This is a genomic window from Mangrovicoccus ximenensis, assembly GCF_003056725.1.
Taxonomy (GTDB): Bacteria; Pseudomonadota; Alphaproteobacteria; order Rhodobacterales; family Rhodobacteraceae; genus Mangrovicoccus; species Mangrovicoccus ximenensis.
The window spans coordinates 79,890-98,759 of the sequence record NZ_QBKZ01000005.1 but is presented as its reverse complement, the minus strand read 5'-3'; the positions used below and the strand labels follow the sequence as shown (position 1 = coordinate 98,759).

Here is an 18,870-nt window from a genome sequence, read left to right as displayed (position 1 = left end):
AACAGGATCACCTGGGTGATCACGTCCGGCGGCGTCACCAGCGCAGCCAGCGTCAGGATGCCGACGACGGCGTATTTGCGCATGTCCTTCAGGCCGCGCGCCGANGACCATCCCGGCCTTGCCCATCAGGGTCAGCAACACGGGAAGCTGGAAGCACAGGCCGAAGGCGAAGATGAATTTCAGCGACAGGTCGAGGCTTTCGCGCACCGAGCCGAGGAACACCGTCTTCAGCTCTTCCTGCGCGGCGCTGCCCGCGGGCGCCTCGAAATTGCNCTTCGCCCGCGATCAANGTTGGCCAACGCCGGGATCGCGNTCCGAGAAGCCGATGAAGAAGTTCATCGCCATCGGGGTCACGATGTACTGCGCGAAGGCAGCGCCCGCGAGGAACAGGACCGGCGAGGCGAGGATGAAGGGCAGGAAGGCNCTTCTGCTCGGACTTGTAGAGCCCGGGCGCCACGAACCGCCACATCTGGTGGGCGATGACCGGAAAGCTCAGCCCNGAAGCNCCATGATGATCGAGATCCGCACGAGCACGAAGAACTTCTCCTGCGGGGCGGTGAAGATCAGNCCGCGGATCCTCGCCGCGCGCGCGCAGGATTTCCGCGATCGGCTCGACCAGGAAGTTCAGCAGCGGCTCCGCAATGGTGAAGCAGGCCACCATCGCGATCACGAAAGCCAGAACGGAGCGGATCAGCCGCGTCCGGAGCTCCGCCAGATGCTCGATGAGCGGGGCGGAGCTGTCGTCGATNATGATCTTCGGTCATGCGGTCTTGTCCGGCTGGCCGGCGGGCTGCGCGGGCGCCTCTTCAGGCGCGGCGGTCGCAGGCGCCGGATCGGCGTCGGGCTTGGCGGCAAGCGCCGCCTCGGCCTCGGCGCGCGAGGCGGGACCGGACGGCGCGGACTTGGTCTTGCCGTCCTTGGCGCCCATCGGGTCCCATTTCTCGAAGGCGTCGGCCGCCTCCTGCACCTTGCGCATCCCCGCGGCGCGCGGGTTGGAAATGTCGCGCAGGTTCTTCTCGATGTCCTTCACCCCCGCCNTCGTCGGCGGCGGCGTTCATCGCGCTGGTGAATTCCCGCGCCATCGCCCGCGCCTTGCCGGTGAACTGTCCCAGGGTGCGGAACATCACCGGCAGGTCCTTCGGGCCGACGACGATCAGGGCCACCACGCCGATGACCAGGAGCTCGGTCCAGCCGATGTCGAACATTAAGGCTTACACCTTGTCCTTGGCGGTTTCGGACGGGNGTCACGTCCTTGGTCNTCGGCAGGNCTTTTCCAGCTCGTCCTGGCCTTCCTTCATCCCGCGCTTGAACGAGGTGATGCCCTTGCCCACTTCGCCCATCAGGCCTGCGACCTTGCCGCGTCCGAACAGGACCAGCACCACCACGGCGATCACGGGACGCCACGGCATCCGCCTCTGACGGCTGCCTGAATTCGGCCATGAAAGGGCCCGGGGATTGCCCCGGACCGTCCCTCTTGGCGCCATCCGCCGGGGCTGGAACATTCTCGTCGCAAGCAAGCGATCAGGTCCCGGGGCCAAGCCTCAGAGCCCCACGCCGCAAAGCTCCGGGACCTCAAACTTTTCCCCCCAGACATCGCAGGACCTGCAGGAGACGGCGCGCGCCGCCGGTGCCGTGCAGTTTCGCGTGGAAGTGCGCCGCTGCCTCATTTCCGCCGCGAATTGATCCCGCGGTTGCCGCGTCCGCTCCCTCAAGGCGCCACGTGCCTGAGCTAGACCGGTCTCATCGCAAGCAAGCGATCAGGTCCCGGGGCCGAGCCTCACAGCNCCCGCGGTTGCCGCGTCCGCTCCCTCAAGGCGCCACGTGCCTGAGCTAGACCGGTCTCATCGCAAGCAAGCGATCAGGTCCCGGGGCCGAGCCTCACAGCCCCCACGCCGCGGAGCCCCGGGACCTCAAACGCCGCCCGGACATGTCGGGATCATGCCCCCGTGGGCAGCTGCTCCGGTCGATGGCCTTCCTCCTTCAGCACAGGCACCGGGCGCGACGGCATCCGCCGGAAATGCGCGGTGATCCGCGGCCGAGCAGGTGCCGGGCGCATGGCTGTCCGCCGGAGGCTCTGTCTCCAGCGAATCGAACCCGGCCGCGAGGATGCGCCATCTCCCGGCTTTCGCCTCCGGATTGCCGCCGGAGGCCCCGCCGGGAAGACCCGCGCGACAGCCTGGCCGCGGATCACTTCGGCGACATGGGACATGGCCTCCAGCGCGCGGGCCTCTGCGGCGGGGTCCTCCGGCCAGAACCGGCTCGAGGCGCGGCGAAGCCGGACCGCGATCGACGGCAATTCCGTCATCGCCCTGCCGTCGCGGCGGACCGGCACCGGGATCGTGCCCTTGGGGGCAGCGCCGGGAAGCCGGGCTTCGGATGATCGCCGCGCGGCAGGTTGGCGGCATGCGCCTCGAAGGCCTCGCCAATTTCCCCGGGCAGGATCTTGAGCGCGGTCTTGCGGGAACCCGGCGCCATGCAGAGCGCCATCTGACCCATTCGCGGTCCTGTCCTGTGCCTGTGGGGCGCCAACGTCCCGGGCTTTCGCCAGAGGCTTGCCGGGAGCCCCCGCATCAAGTGCGGGGGGGGAGTATCGCCCTGGTGCTGCCGGATTTCCCTGGCCGGCCATGGCTGGCCCCGATCTCTCCGCCGCCCGGGCGGTGCTGCGCCATCACGCGGGAGGCATCCACCGTGAGCCCGGGCCGGGGCTGATGGACGGGGACGGTCAGCCGACGACGGTTCGGCGCGATCCGGGCACGTATCGTCAGCCGCTGGTGGTGTCCTGCGTGCCGCCTGGGCCCATCGGGGCGATGACGCCGGGGCGGATGCTGGCGCTGTTGCTTGGCGTCACCGGCTGGAAGCCCGTGGGCGCAGAGGCCCGGCCGGTCGGCGGACGGGCTCTATCCGGTCGAGGCGCTTGTCACCGCGGGCGGTGTGTCCGGGCGGGCGGGCTGGATCCGGCATTGCGAACCGGAGGCACAGGCGCCAGAGCTCTGGGTCGCGCTGAATTCCGTTGTGGGGCGCGGGCGTGGAAATTGCGGGGCGAGGGCGTTTCGATGCCCCCGGCTCGAGCTCGGCCCTGCGATCGGCGCGTTCGTCCATGGCGCGGCGGCGATGGGCTGGCCGGTGTCGATGCCGGGGCCAGCGGGATCCACGGGTCGTCCTCGCCCCAGACCACTGCGGCCGGACAGCGGCAGGCGGAGAACATCGGCTCGATCTCGGCGGTGAAGGCCTCGTCGGCCTGGGCGAACTGGGCGTAGAAGCTCAGCCGCCCGGCCTCGCCGAGCCAGGGCGCGGCCAGCATCTCCGCATCTTCCCCGGGCAGCGGCCGGGCCAGCGCGCCGCCGACATAGGCGCGCACGATGGCGGCATGGATATGCGGCGGCACGCCCTGGAAGGCCTCCACATGGCGGCCGACATGGTCGAAGAAGGCCGAGCCCCAGGGCCGCATTGCCACGACATTCATCAGCGCCAGCCGCGAGAAGTCCGCGCCGTGCAGCAGATGCGCGCGCAGCGCCACGGCGCCGCCCATGTCATGCGCCCAGACCGCCGGGCGCTCGAGGTCCCAGTTCGCCATCATCGCGGCGAAGACCAAGCCCTGCCGGCCGAGCCCGGTCTCCTGTCCCGGCCGCATCTCGGAGCTGCCGTAGCCCGGCATGTCGTAGAGATGCACGGTGAATTGCCGGGCCAGCACCGGGAGCACCCGGTGCCAGCTCTGCGCCGACCAGGGCCAGCCATGGGCCAGCACCAGGGGCGGCCCGCTTCGGCCAGCGCCGCGACGCGCGCGAGATCCGGCGCGGCTGCCAGCGCGCGGACCGCCTGCATCTCGATCAGCTCGCGCATGTCGAACATCTCGGCGGCGAAGGCCCGGGTGAAGCCCTTGAGCCGCCAGTGCCGGTTCGGCGCCTTCTCGATCAGCCCCATCGGCGCGAAGCGGATCAGGAAATCGCGCACCGCCGAAACCGGCACGCCGAAGCGCCGCGCCAGCTCGCTTTCGTTCAGCGCGGTGCCCGGCGGCACGTCGCCTTCGAGGATCCAGCCGAGGAACTGGCCGGGGAAGCTCTCCGCCGGATCCGGCGAGGCCTCGGGGCGGTCCTGCGGCCCCGGCGCGCGCAGGAGCCGCTTGTCGCGCCCCTCCCAGGCGATCAGCCCGGTCTCTGACAGATGCGCCAGGATCGCCCGGACCGTCGTCCGGCTCAGCCCCAGCTCGGCCGCGAGCTCCTGCTCCGCGCCCAGCCCCCGCCCCGGCTGCATCCGGGCGAGCAGGCCGAGCATCCGGTCGAGGCCGGCAAGGAAGGTCTGGTTGCGCCGCGACATCGCCGTCACCCTTTCCGCGAGACAGGATTTGACCTGTTTGGTACTTTATAAATAAAAGACCGACAAGCGGCACCCGCCGCCCCAGCCCAGCGAGGACCCTCATGCCCGTCACCACCCCCATCGTCCAGTTCGGAACCTCGCGGTTCCTGCAGGCCCATGCCGACCTGTTCTTCTCCGAAGGCACGCCCAAGGGCGCGGTCACCGTGGTGCAGAGCTCGGGCGACCCGTCGCGCGCCGCCCGGCTGGGTGCGCTGGCCGATCCGGCGGGCTACCCGGTGCTGATCCGCGGCATGCAGGACGGCGAGGTGGTGGACGAGGAACGGCAGGTGACTTCGGTCAAGCGCACGCTCTCGACCGCGGCGGACTGGGCCGAGCTCGCGCGGGTGATCACCGAAGAGGCCGAGGCGATCCTGTCGAATACCGGCGACTCGGGCTACGATCCGAAGCCCGCCGACACCGCCGCCGCCCCGGAGCAGGCGATGAGCTATCCCGCGAAGCTCTTCCATCTGCTGAAGGCGCGGCAGGCGGCAGGCAAGGCACCGCTGACGATCTTCCCGATGGAGCTGATTCCCGACAATGGCCATGTGCTGAAGGCCCGCGTGCTGGAGATCGCCGCGCAGCAGGGCGCCGGCGCGGCGCTGACCGGCTGGCTCGACGACTGCCTCTGGGCGAACAGCCTGGTCGACCGCATCGTCTCGGCACCGCTCGACCCGGTGGGCGCGGTGGCGGAACCCTATGCGCTCTGGGCGATCGAGGCGCAGCCGGGGCTCGCCGCGCCGGTCGCGCATCCGGCGGTGCAGGTGGTGGAAAAGCTCGAGACCATCGAGCGGCTGAAGCTGCACATCCTCAATCTCGGCCATACCGCCATGGCGGCCTTCTGGCAGGAGGCCGGGGCCGATCCGGACGCGATCGTGCGCGATCTGCTCGACGGGCCGGTGGGCGCGCGGCTGGCGGCGGTGATGGAGGCCGAGGTGATGCCGGGCTTCGCCGCGCGCGGCATGGAGACGGCGCCGCCGTCACCCAGCTGGCCGCCGCGCGGGCCGGGGTGATCACCCCCGAAATGGAATTCGCCGCGATCCGCGAAAACGAGGGCCGGCTGGCGGCCGCTCCGCGCGGCGGCGAGCCCTTCGGTGCCGCGCTTCCCGATCTGGTGACGCCGGATTTCGTGCGTGCCGAGATCGCCGCAGGCCGCGCCATCCTGCCGGCCAATGTCAACCATCCCGAGCTGGAGCCGATGGTGATCGGCCGCAATTTCAAGGTGAAGATCAACGCCAATATCGGCAACTCCGCCGTCACCTCCTCGATGGAAGAAGAGGTGGAGAAGATGGTCTGGGCAATCCGCTGGGGCGCGGACACGGTGATGGACCTCTCCACCGGGCGCAACATCCACAACATCCGCGAGTGGATCCTCAGGAACGCGCCTGTGCCGATCGGCACCGTGCCGCTCTACCAGGCGCTGGAGAAGGTCGGCGGCGTGGCCGAGGACCTGACCTGGGAGATCTTCCGCGACACGCTGGTCGAACAGGCCGAGCAGGGGGTCGATTATTTCACCATCCATGCCGGGCTGCGGCTGCACATGATCCCGATGACCGCGGGCCGCGTGACCGGCATCGTCAGCCGCGGCGGCTCGATCATGGCGAAATGGTGCCTGCATCATCACCGCGAGAGCTTCCTCTACGAGCATTTCGACGAGATCTGCGACATCTGCCGCCGCTACGATGTCAGCTTCTCGCTGGGCGACGGGCTGCGTCCGGGCTCCATCGCCGATGCCAATGACGAGGCGCAGTTCGCCGAGCTGCACTGCCTCGGCGAGCTGACGCAGATCGCCTGGGCGAAGGACTGCCAGGTGATGATCGAGGGGCCGGGCCATGTGCCGATGCACAAGATCCGCGAGAACATGGAGGAGCAGCTCAGGCACTGCCACGGGGCGCCGTTCTACACGCTCGGGCCGCTCGCCACGGATATCGCGCCGGGCTATGACCACATCACCAGCGCGATCGGCGCGGCGATGATCGGCTGGTTCGGCACGGCGATGCTCTGCTACGTCACGCCGAAGGAGCATCTGGGACTGCCCGACCGCGACGACGTCAAGACCGGGGTGATCACCTACAAGCTCGCTGCCCATGCCGCCGACCTGGCCAAGGGGCATCCGGGGGCGCAGCGCCGCGACGACGCGCTCAGCCGCGCGCGTTTCGGCTTCCGTTGGCAGGACCAGTTCAATCTCGGCCTCGACCCGGACACTGCGCGGGAGATGCATGACGAGACCCTGCCGGCCGAGGCGCACAAGACGGCGCATTTCTGCTCGATGTGCGGGCCGAAATTCTGCTCGATGCGGATCAGCCAGGACATCCGCGCCGAAGCGGAACGCCTCGACGGGATGGCCGGGATGGCGGAGAAGTTCCGCGCGGCGGGCACGCTCTACGTTCCGGCCGGCGCGGCGGAGTGATCGCCCTGCTGCGGACTGGCAGCCGCTCCGCCGTGCACGGCGAAACTGGACGGCGGCATTGATCCGGTCCTGAAGATGCCGATCCGGAGTCGGACCTGCGCGGGAACTTCGGCGAGGCCGCGCGGGAAGACCTGCGGATCGGCAACGAACGATGTTCCGGCTGCGGCAAGGGGGCCGTCTCCGTCAGCATTTTTGGCCGGGCAGCTTGTGCCGCCGGAGCGGGTGGCAGTCTTCCGGGTCACTCTCCGTTACAGGGTCGCGGTCTCCCTGCCGGTGTCCCCGGGGGCATGCGTCGGCCCGTTGCCAGCGCGGCGGCGGCCATGGCGCGCTTGTTGCCCCGGCGCTTCGTCCATGTTCTCGGGCATGAGGCGCGGGCGCGGTGCTGCAGGACGGTTGCCGTCTGGCAGAGTGCGGACAGGCATGCGGCGGCATCGCCAAGGCGGGGAGGCCGGATTGAGTCTGCGTCGCGCCGTGTGCCTGCGCCGAGCTGTCATCAATGGACGGCAAACTGGCCGTATATCAATCATAGCGAAATAATTCGTTATTGACGAATCTTCGACCCGGATGGTTAAGTCTCAGTGTCCAAAGGGGGGAAGCGGCTGCCGCCTTCCGGTCGGGCGCAAGGGAGGACTTCATGATGTATCAAACTGCAAACACCGCTCCGGCGGTGAGCGATATTGCACGACTTGTTGCCATCGAGGACATCAAGCTTCTCAAGGCGAGATATTTCACTGCCGTGGATGCGAAGGACTGGGCGTCCATAGCCGACATCTTCACCTCCGATGCCCGGGTCGATTTCAGCGGCGAAGTCCAGCACCATGTCGGCCATCACGGAGTGACGCAGGCGGATGCCGTGCCCGGCGACTGGGTCGTTGTCGGCGGGCGCGCGACGGCGAAGGTGATCGAGGGCGCGGTGGGCGGCATCATCTCGGTCCACCAGGGCCATGATCCGCAGATCGACATTCACTCGGAGGACCGGGCGACCGGTCGCTGGTCGCTCTATGACCGGCTCGAATACGGGCATGAGGTCATGCACGGCTATGGCCATTACGACGAGGAATACCGCCGCGTCGGCGGACTCTGGCGGATCGCGTCGCTGACGCTGACCCGTCTGCGGGTCGTCTGGGAGGATGCGCGCAAGACGGGATGACGACTGCCGCTCCGGCACCGGGGTTGGGAGGCCCCGGCCGGAGCCGGACCAAAATTCCAAATTGGGAGGAGACCATGGAAAACAATGGAAAAGTGCGGCGCGATGCGTCCGCGCTGATGCTGGCGGCTGCCCTGTCGGCGGCCGGGGGCGCTGCTTTCGCCGATCTGCCCGAGAGCGGGTCGATCGTGATGTTCGGCCAATCGCGCGAGAACCCGTATTTCGGGCAGAACGCCGTCGGCGTCGCCGATGTTGCGCAGGAATTCGGCTGGGAGGTCACGTATGTGGAATCTTCCACGCAGGAACAGCAGGATGCGGCGATCCAGCAGTTGCTGGCCACCGGCGGAAAGCCGATCGGGATTGTCCTGAACCCGGTTTCCGGAGCGGCGGCCGTGGCCTCGGAGATGTCGATCACCCAGGCGGGTATCCCGCTGGTGCTGCTGAACCAGGCGCCGGTGCCGGAGCAGAGCGCGCTGTTCGTCGCCTATGGCGGGGTGAACGACTATCTTTCGGGCGTGAACGCGGCGCAACTGCTGATCGCCGGGGCGGACGCCGCGGGGGTGGAGCTGGGTGACGGGCTGATCGTGAATACCGTGGCCGGACATGCTGCCGCGCAGCAGCGCGTGCAGGGGTTCCGGGACGAGATGGCGCGCAGCTTTCCGGACGGCGCGCATATCCTGGCCGACGTGAATTCCGGCGGCTTTCTCGAGAACGAGGGCTATGCGGTCGGCTCCCAGATCATTCCGGCGAATGCCGGCAAGTTCAACTGGGTCTATGGCGTGAATGACGCGCTTGCCTATGGCGCGATGCGCGCGGCCAGGGAAAACGGGATCGCGCCGGGCGAGGATGTTCTGTTCGTCGGCGGCACCTGCATGAATGCCACGACCAACGAAGCGGTGATGAACGGAGAGCTGGTCGGCACCTCGGTGCAGGCTCCCTATATCGAGGGCGCCGCGGCCATGTGGGCTTTGGCGGCCTATCTCAACACCGGAGAGGTGATCGACGGCGAGCGCGAGCTGTCGCCGGACAGCCCGCCTTCGATCGACGAACCGCCCTACAAGTGGAACTTCATGCCGAACACCATGCTGGACGGGTCGGCGGCCTCCTATGCCGAGACGCGGATCTGGGGACGGACGGCCAGCGAGCTCTGCGACTACAACTGATCTCTTGACGGGATCCCTTTGGGACGGACGGAGCGCGCGGCCCCGCGGGATCGGTGCGCCCGTCTTCCACGGAAACGGACATTATGGACAAGACAGGACAGGTCGTCCTCGAGATGAAGGGCATCACCAAGTCCTTCGGTGCCGTTCGGGCGCTCGGGGGCGTGGATTTCGAATTGCGGCGCGGCGAGGTCATGGCGCTTCTCGGCGAGAACGGCGCGGGAAAGAGCACGCTGGTCAAGGTGCTGGCGGGGCTGCATGCGCCCGACAGCGGCGATATCCGGATCGACGGAAAGCCGTTCGCCCTGGGCAGCACCAAGCTGTCCCATGCGGCCGGCATCGCCGTCGCCGAACAGGAGATCAGCGTGATCGGCACGCTGACGGCCGCCGAGAACATCTTCCTCGGCGGCGTGCCCTTCCGCGGGCCATGGACGCGCAGGCGCCTGGCGGCGCGGGCACGCCCCTATCTCGACGCGGTCGGACTGGGACATCTGGACCCGGCGGTCCCGGTCGAACGGCTGGCAGTGGCTGAACGGCAGCTGATCGAGATCGCCCGGCTTCTGGCCACGGATGCGCGCATCCTGATCCTGGACGAGCCGACCGCGGCGCTGAATGACTCCGACATCGAGAAGGTCAAGGCGATGGTCCGGCGGCTTGCCGATGCCGGACACAGCATCATCTACGTGACCCACCGGCTGGGCGAGGTCTTCGAGATCGCCGACCGGATCACCACGCTGCGCGGCGGCCGCAGCAGTCCGGCCGTGAATGTCAGCGACATGACGCTGGACAAAGTCATCGAGAAGATGATCGGGCGGCCCCTCGAGGAGATGTTTCCGCCCCGGGTGTCGAAGCCGGGCGCGGTGGTGCTGGAGATGCGCGGCGTGACCTCCCGGGCGCTGCCCTTGCCGCAGGACCTCCAGGTCCGCGCGGGCGAGATCGTGGGCATCGCAGGGCAGGTCGGATCGGGGGCCGAAGCGCTGCTCAGGGCGATCGGCGGCGCCGATGTCGTCGAAAGCGGCTTCATCTCGGTGGACGGCACGCGCTTTCCGCCCGCACACAGCCTGGCGGAGGCGAAGCTGCGCGGCGTGGGCTACTGCTCGAGCGACCGCAAGCTGGACGGGATCTTTGCGGAGCTTCCGGTCTCGGCAAATCTGGTGTCCCCGTCGATGGACCGGGTTGCGCCGGGGGGCATTGTCAGCCGCCGCCGGATCCGGTCTCTGACGGCAGAGCTATCCGGACAGATGGCAATCGACCCCGGGCGGGCCGGCTACAAGGTCGGCGCATTGTCAGGGGGCAACCAGCAGAAGGTCGCGCTCGGCAAATGGCTGGGCATCGGGCCGCGCGTCCTGCTGGTCTCCGAGCCCACGCGCGGGGTCGATGTCGGCGCGCGCGCCGAGATCTACGGGCATCTGCGGCGCCTTGCCGAGGAGGGCATGGCGATCGTGTTCAGCTCTTCGGACATCGACGAGGTCCGGGGCCTCGCCGACAGGGTCATCCCGATGTACCGCGGCCGCCAGGTGCGGATCGCCGATCCGGACCGCATCACCAGCCAGGAGCTGGTGCGCGATATCACCCATCCCGAAGACGAGGCAGCATGATGTCAGATACAGCCATTCCGGCCGGTCCTCTCCGGTCGCCCGCCGCCGCGGCGCTGGCCCGCGCCGTCCTTGCCGCCGGTCTCGTCCTGACCCTGGCCGCCCTCGGCGGCTACTTCAACCCGGCCTTCCTGAGCCCGGAGAACGGCCTGGCCATCCTGCGTGCGGCCGCCATGTCCGGCATCGTCGCCATGGGCGCGACCTTCATCACGCTTTCGGGACGGTTCTTCTCGCTGGCGCTCGGGCAGACGGCGATGTTCGCCGGCGTGCTGATGGCGGTGCTGATGGCCTGGGGGCTGCCTTTCGGCCTTGCCCTGGCTGCGATGCTGGCGGTGATCGTTTGTCTCGGCGCGGTCCAGGGAGCGATCATTTCGATGGGGGCGAACCCGATCATCACCACGCTCGGGGCTGGGGCCCTTCTGGCGGGGCTGGCGGGCCTGTTCACCGGCGGACGGAACGTTGCCATCGACAGCGCGGCGCTCGCCTGGATCGGCAATGGCCGCATCCTGGGCGTGCCGACCCAGACCTGGGCCTTCGTGGCCGCCGTGGCCGTCGCCTGGTGGGTGCTCAACAAGACCCGCTTCGGCCGCGAGACCATCTTTCTGGGCGCCAACCGCGCCACGGCCGGGGCCTCGGGCATCGGCGTCACCAAGGTGACCGTCCTCGTCTTCGTCATCGCCAGCCTCGCCGCCGCGATGATGGGCGTATTCGAGGCCGCGCAGTTCAGCAAGGCCCGGGTCGCGGGCTTCGGCGCGGTCGATTTCGACGTGATCGCCGCCGTGCTGATCGGCGGCACGGCGATCCAGGGGGGCAGGGGATCGCCCCTGCGCACGGCCCTGGGGGCGGTCTTCATCGCCACGCTGCAGAACTACATGTTGCTGCTGGCATGGTCCTCGGGCGTGCGGACGCTGGTCACCGGGGTCTTCATCGTGCTGATCGTCGCGGGATTCCACGTCGCCGCGCGCCGGAAAGGAGCCTGAAGGACATGGACATTCTCAAGAAACCTCTGGTTCAGCGCAGTCTCCTGCTGGCCGCCGTCTATGCCGCCATGGCTGTTACGGTCGCGAATTTCGGAACGTCCGGCAATGCCTATGCGATCCTGGAATCCTCCGCGCTCGTCGGGATCGTGGCCGCGGGCCTCGCCGTCAACATGATGGCCGGCGAACTCGACCTGTCGGTCGGGTCGGTGGCCGCCTGCGCCGGGCTTGTCGCGGTCATGATGTCCGGGCACGGGGTGGCGGTTGCGGTTGCCTGCGCGGTCGTCCCGGCGGTGATCTACGGCATCGCGCAAGGCTACGCGATCGCCCGGCTGCAGATTTCCTCGCTGGTCTTCACGCTGGGGACCTTCATCGGGATGCGCGGGCTGGCCTACGTGATTTCCGACGAGCGCACGCTGACCTTGGCGCTGTCGGATCTGGGCATCTCGATGGCGCTGCGCGAGCGGATGCTGCTGATCTTCTCGCCGTCGAGCCTCGTGATGGTTGCGGTGCTGCTGCTCGCAGGCGTCCTCTTGCGCTACACCCGCGCGGGCCGCGAAATCTTCGCGATCGGCGGCGCCCGCAGGGAGTCCCGCGCGGCCGGAGTGCCGCAGACCCGCCCTCTGGTCGTCAGCTTCGCGGTCTCGGCCGGGCTTGCGGCCCTGGCTGGCGCTCTGGCGTCGCTCAAGGGCGGCAGCGCCACGCCCGGCGGCTACGAAACCGTGCTGCTGGCCGCTGTCACCGCGGCGCTGATCGGCGGGGTGAGCCTCTATGGCGGGCGGGGCAGCATGATCGGCGTACTGATCGGCGTGCTCACGCTTCAGGTGCTGCTCTCGGGGCTCCAGCTGACCGGCGCGCCGGGCTGGGCTGCGAACCTGGCCACGGGCCTGATCCTGCTGGCCTTCCTTGGCGTCGATCTCGTCAACGGGGAGTCCCCTGTGGCCGAGGCGCTGCGCCGCCGGTCAATCCGGTCCCGGGCCCGTGCCTGAGGGCCGGGCGGGGACCAAGACATATTTCCGGAGAAACACCATGAACACGAAGACCATGCCCGCATCCGTGCCGGGCCGCCTCGAGGGCAAGACTGCCGTCATCACCGGCGCCGGGTCCGGCATAGGCCGCGCCGCCGCGCTGCGCTTTGCGCGGGAAGGGGCCGCGGTGGCGGCCTGGGACATCGCGCCTGGACGGGTGGAAGAAACGGTTGCGGCGGTGCGCGCCGCAGGCGGCCGGGCCGAAGGGATCGTGGTCGACATCGCCGACGGTGACAGCATTGCGGCGGCGGCCAGCGAGACCGAAGCCCGTCTGGGACCGGTGCAGGTGCTGTTCAACAATGCGGGGATCCTCGACGACTACGCAGACGCGCTGAGCACCGACGAGGCGCTGTGGGACCGGATCATGGGGGTCAACCTGAAGGGGATGTGGCTGGTGTCGCGGGCGCTGCTGCCGGGCATGATTGCGGCTGGCGGCGGTTCCATCGTCAATGTTGCCTCGATCGCGGCCTTCATCGCCGGGGGCGGGGGCATTGCCTATACCACGGCGAAGCACGGTGTCGTCGGCTTCACCCGCCAGCTTGCGCTGGACTATGCGCCGAAGGGCGTGCGGGTGAATGCGGTGGCGCCCGGTGCGGTGGAGACCGGCATGACGGCGGAGATCCTGGCGAACGAGGATCTGCCGGTTGTTCATGCGCTGCGCCAGGCTCCGGCCGGGCGCCACGCGCAGCCCGAGGAACTGGCCAATGTGGCACTGTTCCTTGCAAGCGACGAGGCAAGTTTCGTGCATGGCGCGGTCTATGTCGCGGATGGCGGCTGGACCATCAAGTGACCGGCCGCCCCTCGGGGGGCGGCATCGGCGGGGGCAGGGAGGAGCCCCCGTCGGCGAAAACAGGGAGGATAAGTCATGGATTTGACGGGAAAGGTTGTTCTGATCAGTGGTGCTGCGCGCGGGATGGGCGCGCATGAGGCCCGCCGTTGCGTGGCCGCCGGGGCGCGCGTGATCCTGGGCGATGTGCAGGTGGCCGACGTCGTGGCGCTGGCGGAGGAGCTTGGGCCGGACAAGGCGCTTGCCGTGCAGCTCGATGTCAGCTGCACGGAGGACTGGACCAGAACGGTTTCGGCCGGCCTCGAACGGTTCGGCCGCATCGATGTCCTGGTCAACAATGCCGGGATCCTGCGCTTCACGGACACGGAAAACTGTTCCGACGAAGAGTGGGAGCAAGTTCTCGGCATAAATTTGGGAGGCGGATTCAAGGGCATCCGGGCGGTCATTCCGGCGATGAAGGAGGCTGGCGGCGGTTCCATCGTCAATATTTCTTCTACCGCAGGGCTGAAAGGCTTTGGCGGGGTGCCCGCCTATATCGCGTCGAAATTCGGGATGAGGGGATTGACCAAGGCCGCGGCAATCGAATTGGCACCGTACGGAATTCGCGTCAACTCGGTGCATCCGGGCAATGTCGAAACCGAAATGATAGAGGACTTATATCCGAACCTGAACCATGTTCCGATGAAACGGGTGGGGCAGCCGGACGAAATTGCCAATCTGGTGATTTTCCTGGCCAGCGATGCCAGTTCGTTTTCGACCGGATCGGAATTTGTTGCCGATGGCGGCGAAACCGGTGGAATGCCGGATCTGTTTGCCGACGGCCGCTAGGGCGGTCGGATCACGCAAGACAAGGCGCCGGGCTGGAAACTGCCCGGCGCCGATCATATCGCAGGAACGCAAGCGGCGCCCGGAATCCGGGCGCCGCAGATCACGCGTCCGTGCTGCCCCAGGGCACGTCAAGCCGCGTGTGGGAGATTTTCCAGCTGCCGTTCACGCGCTTGTATTGGTCCACATAGAGGCCCAGCAGAAGGAAGGGATGCTGGTCGGGCTCGCGCCCGGTGACGAAGTCCAGAAGGTAGCACTGGCCTTCCGCGGTGTCGGGACCGGTGATGCGGATGTCGTGATTGGTCACCGCATGCATGAAGGGATGGCTGTCCTTCTTTTTCCAGTTGTAGAGGTCGAACGCGCCGCGGAGCCCTTGCTTGATTGCCTCCAGGCCCGTCATGTCACCCACCGTGACAGACAGAACCGCATCTTGGGTGAAGACGTCGTCGAAGCCATCGACGGCGCCGGTATCGAGCACGTTGCTGTATTTGACGCGCAGGGCGCGGATCGCTTCGGTATCCAGCAGCTTTTGCAGGACGGGGTCCCGGGTCAGGGTGTCAGTCATGGGGTTTCCACTTCTTGCGGCATCGCGGTCGCTGCGTTTCGTGCCCGGATGGCTGGCCAGGCTGCGATGCCTCCTCCTCCCTGCCGCCGGTCCGGGCCCGTTTCGGGGAAGAAATGCCGTCCCTGTGCCGGACTGCTGCCCAACGGAATGCGCCCGGCCCGTTTCCGGGCTTGCGTGCCGGGCGCCGAACAGCGCCCGCGGCCATTGCCGTCTTTCCTCCCTGCGGGCCGGACCCAAGCATTGCCGGGCAGCCCGGAAACAGAACACTACACGGCAAATAATTCGTCAATAGAAAACAGATCATCTAAAAACTAAATTTTCTTTGCGGCGTGATTGCGAAATCAGCGTCCGAATTTCGTCTGAAACATCATGGAGCAGTGCATTTCGAAACGGATACGGTGATCAGATTTGGCAGACATGAATTAGCTTCAAGAAAATAGATTCGGCATTGACTAAGAAAGGTCCATTCATATTATCCCAGGAAGTTCAGGCCCGATGACGGGCCGGACGTGTCATCCTAGGGAGGAGACCCATGTACGAGAAATTGCTGTCGCCCGCGAAATTCGGCCCTTGGGACCTGTCGAGCCACATCGTCATGCCGCCGCTGACCCGCAACCGCGCGGAAGCGGATTACAGCCCGAACGACCGTGCGCCGGAATATTACGGCCAGCGGAATACGGCAGGCCTGGTGATCTGCGAGGCCACGCAGGTCAGCCCCGAGGCGACGGGCTATCCGCGGACGCCGGGCATCTGGACGCAGAAGCAGACCGCCAAATGGACGGAGGTTGTCGACGCGATCCATGCCGGCGGTGCCAAGGCCGTGCTGCAGCTCTGGCATTGCGGGCGGATCGGCCACCCGGACAACCAGCCCGAAGGCTGTTTCCCCATGGGGCCTTCGGCCGTCCGGCCGGGCCTGCCGATCTACACCGACACCGCCCAGGATGTGGTCGAGAACCCGGTGCCCCGCGAGATGGACGAGGACGATATCCTCGGGGTGATCGAATCCTACCGCAAGGCCTGCGAGAACGCGAAGGCCGCCGGGTTCGACGGGGTCGAGCTGCATGCGGCCAACGGCTACCTGGTGGATCAGTTCGCCTCCACCAACACCAACCTGCGGACCGACAAATGGGGCGGCGACCTCGAGGCCCGGCTGCTCTTCATGCGCGAAGTTCTCAAGGCCATGGCCAGCGTCTTCACGGCGGAATGCGTCGGCGTGCGGATGTCGCCCTACGGGACCTTCAACGACATCCAGGATGCCGACCCGAATGCCAAGTACGAGGGCATGCTGAAAGTTTGCGAAGAGTTCGGCGTCGGATATGTCCACATCATCCGTCCGGTGGTCAGCGGCAACATCCAGCTGGAAGCATCGGGCCGTGACGTCGAGGTCATCGACACGGCGCGCCGTCTCTTCTCGGGGCCGCTGATCGCTGCCGCCGGGTACACTCCGGAATCGGCGGAAAAGGAGCTCCGGGAGGGCCGCGCGGATCTGGTCGCCTTCGGCCGGGCCTTCGTCAGCAATCCTGATCTGGTGAACAGGATTGCCGAGGGGATTCCCTTCACGGAGGGCGATCCGGACACGTACTACACCCCCGGACAGACGGGCTATACCGACTACCTGAAGGCGAGCTGACGCATGCCGCCACGCGGCCGGATGCGGGTCCGGCGCGTGCAACCCTCCACTCATATCTCAATGCGTCCGGGGCCGTTGGCCGGATGGCGGAGCGTTTGAAAGCCCAGTGCGGCCGCCGGCAATCCGGCGGCCGCAGTTTTCGCTGCGGCCGCGCCGGTGGATCAGCGCATGGGTCTGCAGCCCAGCTTGACGGAAAGGTCCCGCGTCGCAGCCGCAAGTGCCGGAAGGAATGTCGCCGTGGCGCCCCCTTCAAGATAATGATCCTGACCGATGATCGTGACAGCCATGACCATCTCGCCCGAATGGTCGAAGACCGGGGCCGAATAGGCCGAGATGCCGGGGACCGGCGGCTGTTCGACGGTCGCATAGCCTTGCTCGCGGATTTGGTCGATTTCCCTGCGCGTGATGAAGCGAGCGACGCCGACGCGGCCGCCATGATCCCGCTTCTCCCGGGCGATGGCGTCCTTCACGATCCGTTCCGGCAGGAAGGCGGCGAAGACGCGGCCGCTGGCCGTGCCGGTCATGGAGTACACGGTGCCGGGCCGGGTGTTCATGTTCAGCTGGCTGCCGCTTTCCCTGACCGAGACGACTGTCGGACCGAAGGATCCCCAGACCACCAGTGCCACGTGCAGGGCCGTGCGCCGGGACAGCTCGGACACCGTCTCGTTCGCCAGGTTCATCGGATCGGTCGTGCGCATGCTGGTGATGCCGAGGTCCAGCGCGAACCGGCCCAAGTGGTAGCGCCCGGTTTCGGTGTCCTGCTCCACGAGGCCGGTCTTGCGGTAGCTGACGAGGTAGGCATGTGCCTGGGCCGGGGCGAGGCCCGCGGCCTGCGCGAGATCCTTGAGCATCATCGGTCCGGCTTCCTCGACGAGGGCCAGAAGCAGGCGGGTTCCGGTTTCCACGGACTGGACGCCGCGGCCCTCCGATTTCGTTGCTCCGGCCTTGCCTTTGGTTGCTGGGGTGCTCATCGTCTCATGCCCTGAGGGGCGCGCGTGCGGCCGGCGCGCCGGCCCCAAGGCCCGACAGGCGCGCGGTGATGCCGAGGAGGTCGCGCACCGGCTGCGCCTCCGGCCCGACCGGCAGCTCGTCTTCCGGGCCGATCAGGCCGGCAGTGAATTGCAGCGCGCCGCCGCTGTCGAAGATCGGTGCCGCGACAGCATTGGTGCGCGGGATCGGCACGCCCTCTGCAACCGAGTAGCCGCACGCCCGGGTTGCCTCGATCCGCTTTTCGAAATCCCGGCGTTCGAGCACCGTCCCGATGGAGCTTCGCGGCAGGCTCCTGTCGAAATCCGCGGCGATGCGGTCCCCGATTTCCGGCGCATTCCCGAAGGCGGCGAAGACCCGCCCGGTTGCCGTGCCGGTGACCGAAAAGGTCGTGCCCAGCCGGACATTCAGTGCACCCTGACTGGCACCTGCATTGATGTGGATGATCGTCGGGCCGTCCGGTCCCCAGGCCGCCAGGACCGACATGACTCCCGTGTTGCCGGAGAACCGGCGGAGTTCCTCCAAAGCGGCCGAGGCAAGCGGCGAACATGCGATCCAGCTGATCCCGAGACGCAGGGCGAGGTTGCCGGTGCTGTAGAGGCCGGTGGCCGGATCCTGATGCACGAGCCCGACATGGCGCAGGCTGGTGAGATAGGCGTGGCATTGCGCGGCGGCCAGATCGGCCGCTTGGGCAAGGTCCTTCAGCATCATCGGTTCGCAGGCATCGACGAGCGCCCGGAGGATCCGGCCGCCGACCTCGATTGACTGGATGCCGCGTGCGCCCTGACGCATGAATTCCGCCTCCGGTTCGGTTCTGGCGCCCGTGGCGGCCGCGCGGCTTGCCGACAGTGCCGACGGGTCTGATCCTGATACAATGGAAAGCACGGGGCGCGAAACACTTTTCGGCAGAAGGGGGCCATGGCGGGCAGGGAACGAATTGCGTTCCGGCGCCCTGCCTTCTGAACGACCGCTGCGGAAGGGGGACGGTGCCGCAATCTGCCCTGGGGCGCGAAGCTGGGAATTATCACTGCGATGCAGGAGTTTGGACCAGATTTCGGAGCGACAGATCCGCCGCAGGACGGGCTGTGGCCGATCGGACGCCTCGCAGATTCCGTTACGAAAGGTCCGCCCGCAAATATTTATCATTGACTAACAAATTAGCCAAAGGCAAACGTGTGTGCGGAGGAGGCGCGACCGTTTTGGGCGGGGCGCAGAAGACAGCACGGCCGCTTTCCGGCGGCATGCGGGAGGAATTCATGGCTGACTACATCATCATTGGTGCAGGCTCCGGAGGGGGCGTGCTCATAAACCGCCTCAGCCAGGACGAAACGGCGGAAATCGCCGTGATCGAGGCCGGCGGCTGGGACCGCAGCCCGGCGGCGCGGCCGCCCCCATCCGGCCCCGGTCCC

The 18,870-nt window shown here is 67.6% G+C and carries 15 protein-coding genes and 5 pseudogenes; 10 read left to right on the top strand and 10 right to left on the bottom strand.

The window, feature by feature from the left end; all coding sequences use genetic code 11:
* Nucleotides 1-174: 174 nt before the first annotated feature.
* The 7 genes and pseudogenes from C7T91_RS39435 to C7T91_RS38475 form a co-directional block, all read right to left on the bottom strand.
* Nucleotides 175-408, bottom strand: a pseudogene (locus C7T91_RS39435) (twin-arginine translocase subunit TatC); the annotation flags it as partial.
* 106 nt (nucleotides 409-514) lie between these two features.
* A pseudogene (locus C7T91_RS39430) lies at nucleotides 515-661 on the bottom strand (hypothetical protein); the annotation flags it as partial.
* 99 nt (nucleotides 662-760) lie between these two features.
* A pseudogene (gene tatB / locus C7T91_RS12285) lies at nucleotides 761-1,205 on the bottom strand (Sec-independent protein translocase protein TatB).
* Nucleotides 1,206-1,244: 39 nt separating this feature from the next.
* Nucleotides 1,245-1,409 (bottom strand): twin-arginine translocase TatA/TatE family subunit, encoded by a 165-nt coding sequence (locus tag C7T91_RS12280; protein ID WP_108259511.1) that lies wholly within the window; start codon nucleotides 1,407-1,409, stop codon nucleotides 1,245-1,247.
* A gap of 892 nt (nucleotides 1,410-2,301) precedes the next feature.
* A complete protein-coding gene (locus tag C7T91_RS12275; RefSeq protein ID WP_108259510.1) occupies nucleotides 2,302-2,496 on the bottom strand; it encodes a hypothetical protein in 195 nt (64 codons plus the stop codon).
* A gap of 421 nt (nucleotides 2,497-2,917) precedes the next feature.
* Complete coding sequence (locus C7T91_RS32530) at nucleotides 2,918-3,700, bottom strand: alpha/beta fold hydrolase (RefSeq protein ID WP_236638191.1); 783 nt, start codon at nucleotides 3,698-3,700, stop codon at nucleotides 2,918-2,920.
* Between the two features lie 446 nt (nucleotides 3,701-4,146).
* Nucleotides 4,147-4,272: pseudogene (locus tag C7T91_RS38475) on the bottom strand (GntR family transcriptional regulator); the annotation flags it as partial.
* 143 nt (nucleotides 4,273-4,415) lie between these two features.
* Here C7T91_RS38475 and C7T91_RS12265 point away from each other — a divergent pair.
* From C7T91_RS12265 to C7T91_RS12225, 9 genes and pseudogenes are all read left to right on the top strand, one after another.
* Nucleotides 4,416-5,363 (top strand): mannitol dehydrogenase family protein, encoded by a 948-nt coding sequence (locus tag C7T91_RS12265; RefSeq protein ID WP_108259508.1) that lies wholly within the window; start codon nucleotides 4,416-4,418, stop codon nucleotides 5,361-5,363.
* A pseudogene (thiC, locus tag C7T91_RS12260) lies at nucleotides 5,309-6,760 on the top strand (phosphomethylpyrimidine synthase ThiC); the annotation flags it as partial. The gene C7T91_RS12265 and the pseudogene thiC, both read left to right, overlap by 55 nt.
* 637 nt (nucleotides 6,761-7,397) lie before the next feature.
* Nucleotides 7,398-7,910: a nuclear transport factor 2 family protein gene (locus C7T91_RS12255; RefSeq protein WP_236638190.1), complete on the top strand. Its 513-nt coding sequence runs from the start codon at nucleotides 7,398-7,400 to the stop codon at nucleotides 7,908-7,910.
* A 74-nt stretch (nucleotides 7,911-7,984) separates the two neighbouring features.
* Nucleotides 7,985-9,070 (top strand): sugar ABC transporter substrate-binding protein, encoded by a 1,086-nt coding sequence (locus tag C7T91_RS12250; RefSeq protein WP_108259506.1) that lies wholly within the window; start codon nucleotides 7,985-7,987, stop codon nucleotides 9,068-9,070.
* 83 nt (nucleotides 9,071-9,153) lie between these two features.
* Entirely contained in the window at nucleotides 9,154-10,665 is a 1,512-nt protein-coding gene (locus tag C7T91_RS12245) for a sugar ABC transporter ATP-binding protein (RefSeq protein ID WP_108259505.1), read from the top strand.
* Nucleotides 10,662-11,642 (top strand): ABC transporter permease, encoded by a 981-nt coding sequence (locus tag C7T91_RS12240; protein WP_236638189.1) that lies wholly within the window; start codon nucleotides 10,662-10,664, stop codon nucleotides 11,640-11,642. Before C7T91_RS12245 ends, C7T91_RS12240 begins: the two co-directional genes overlap by 4 nt.
* Before the next feature lie 5 nt (nucleotides 11,643-11,647).
* The gene (locus C7T91_RS12235) at nucleotides 11,648-12,628 is read left to right on the top strand and encodes an ABC transporter permease (protein ID WP_108259503.1); all 981 of its coding nucleotides are present in this window, start codon (nucleotides 11,648-11,650) and stop codon (nucleotides 12,626-12,628) included.
* Between the two features lie 40 nt (nucleotides 12,629-12,668).
* The gene (locus C7T91_RS12230; protein ID WP_236638188.1) at nucleotides 12,669-13,457 is read left to right on the top strand and encodes an SDR family NAD(P)-dependent oxidoreductase; all 789 of its coding nucleotides are present in this window, start codon (nucleotides 12,669-12,671) and stop codon (nucleotides 13,455-13,457) included.
* 75 nt (nucleotides 13,458-13,532) lie between these two features.
* Nucleotides 13,533-14,282, top strand: coding sequence for an SDR family NAD(P)-dependent oxidoreductase (locus tag C7T91_RS12225; protein ID WP_108259502.1), 750 nt, complete (start codon nucleotides 13,533-13,535; stop codon nucleotides 14,280-14,282).
* Nucleotides 14,283-14,382: 100 nt separating this feature from the next.
* Here the strand turns inward: C7T91_RS12225 and C7T91_RS12220 are convergent, their stop codons facing one another.
* The gene (locus C7T91_RS12220) at nucleotides 14,383-14,844 is read right to left on the bottom strand and encodes a nuclear transport factor 2 family protein (protein WP_108259501.1); all 462 of its coding nucleotides are present in this window, start codon (nucleotides 14,842-14,844) and stop codon (nucleotides 14,383-14,385) included.
* A 532-nt stretch (nucleotides 14,845-15,376) separates the two neighbouring features.
* Here C7T91_RS12220 and C7T91_RS12215 point away from each other — a divergent pair.
* Nucleotides 15,377-16,474 carry an alkene reductase gene (locus C7T91_RS12215; RefSeq protein WP_108259500.1) on the top strand — a complete coding sequence of 366 codons (1,098 nt, stop codon included), beginning with the start codon at nucleotides 15,377-15,379 and terminating at the stop codon, nucleotides 16,472-16,474.
* A gap of 161 nt (nucleotides 16,475-16,635) precedes the next feature.
* On the opposite strand, the gene C7T91_RS12210 is transcribed toward C7T91_RS12215, so the two are convergent.
* Together C7T91_RS12210 and C7T91_RS12205 are read right to left on the bottom strand one after the other, a co-directional pair.
* Nucleotides 16,636-17,445: an IclR family transcriptional regulator gene (locus C7T91_RS12210; RefSeq protein WP_108259499.1), complete on the bottom strand. Its 810-nt coding sequence runs from the start codon at nucleotides 17,443-17,445 to the stop codon at nucleotides 16,636-16,638.
* A 4-nt stretch (nucleotides 17,446-17,449) separates the two neighbouring features.
* Entirely contained in the window at nucleotides 17,450-18,607 is a 1,158-nt protein-coding gene (locus C7T91_RS12205) for an IclR family transcriptional regulator (RefSeq protein ID WP_108259498.1), read from the bottom strand.
* Nucleotides 18,608-18,870: the final 263 nt, after the last annotated feature.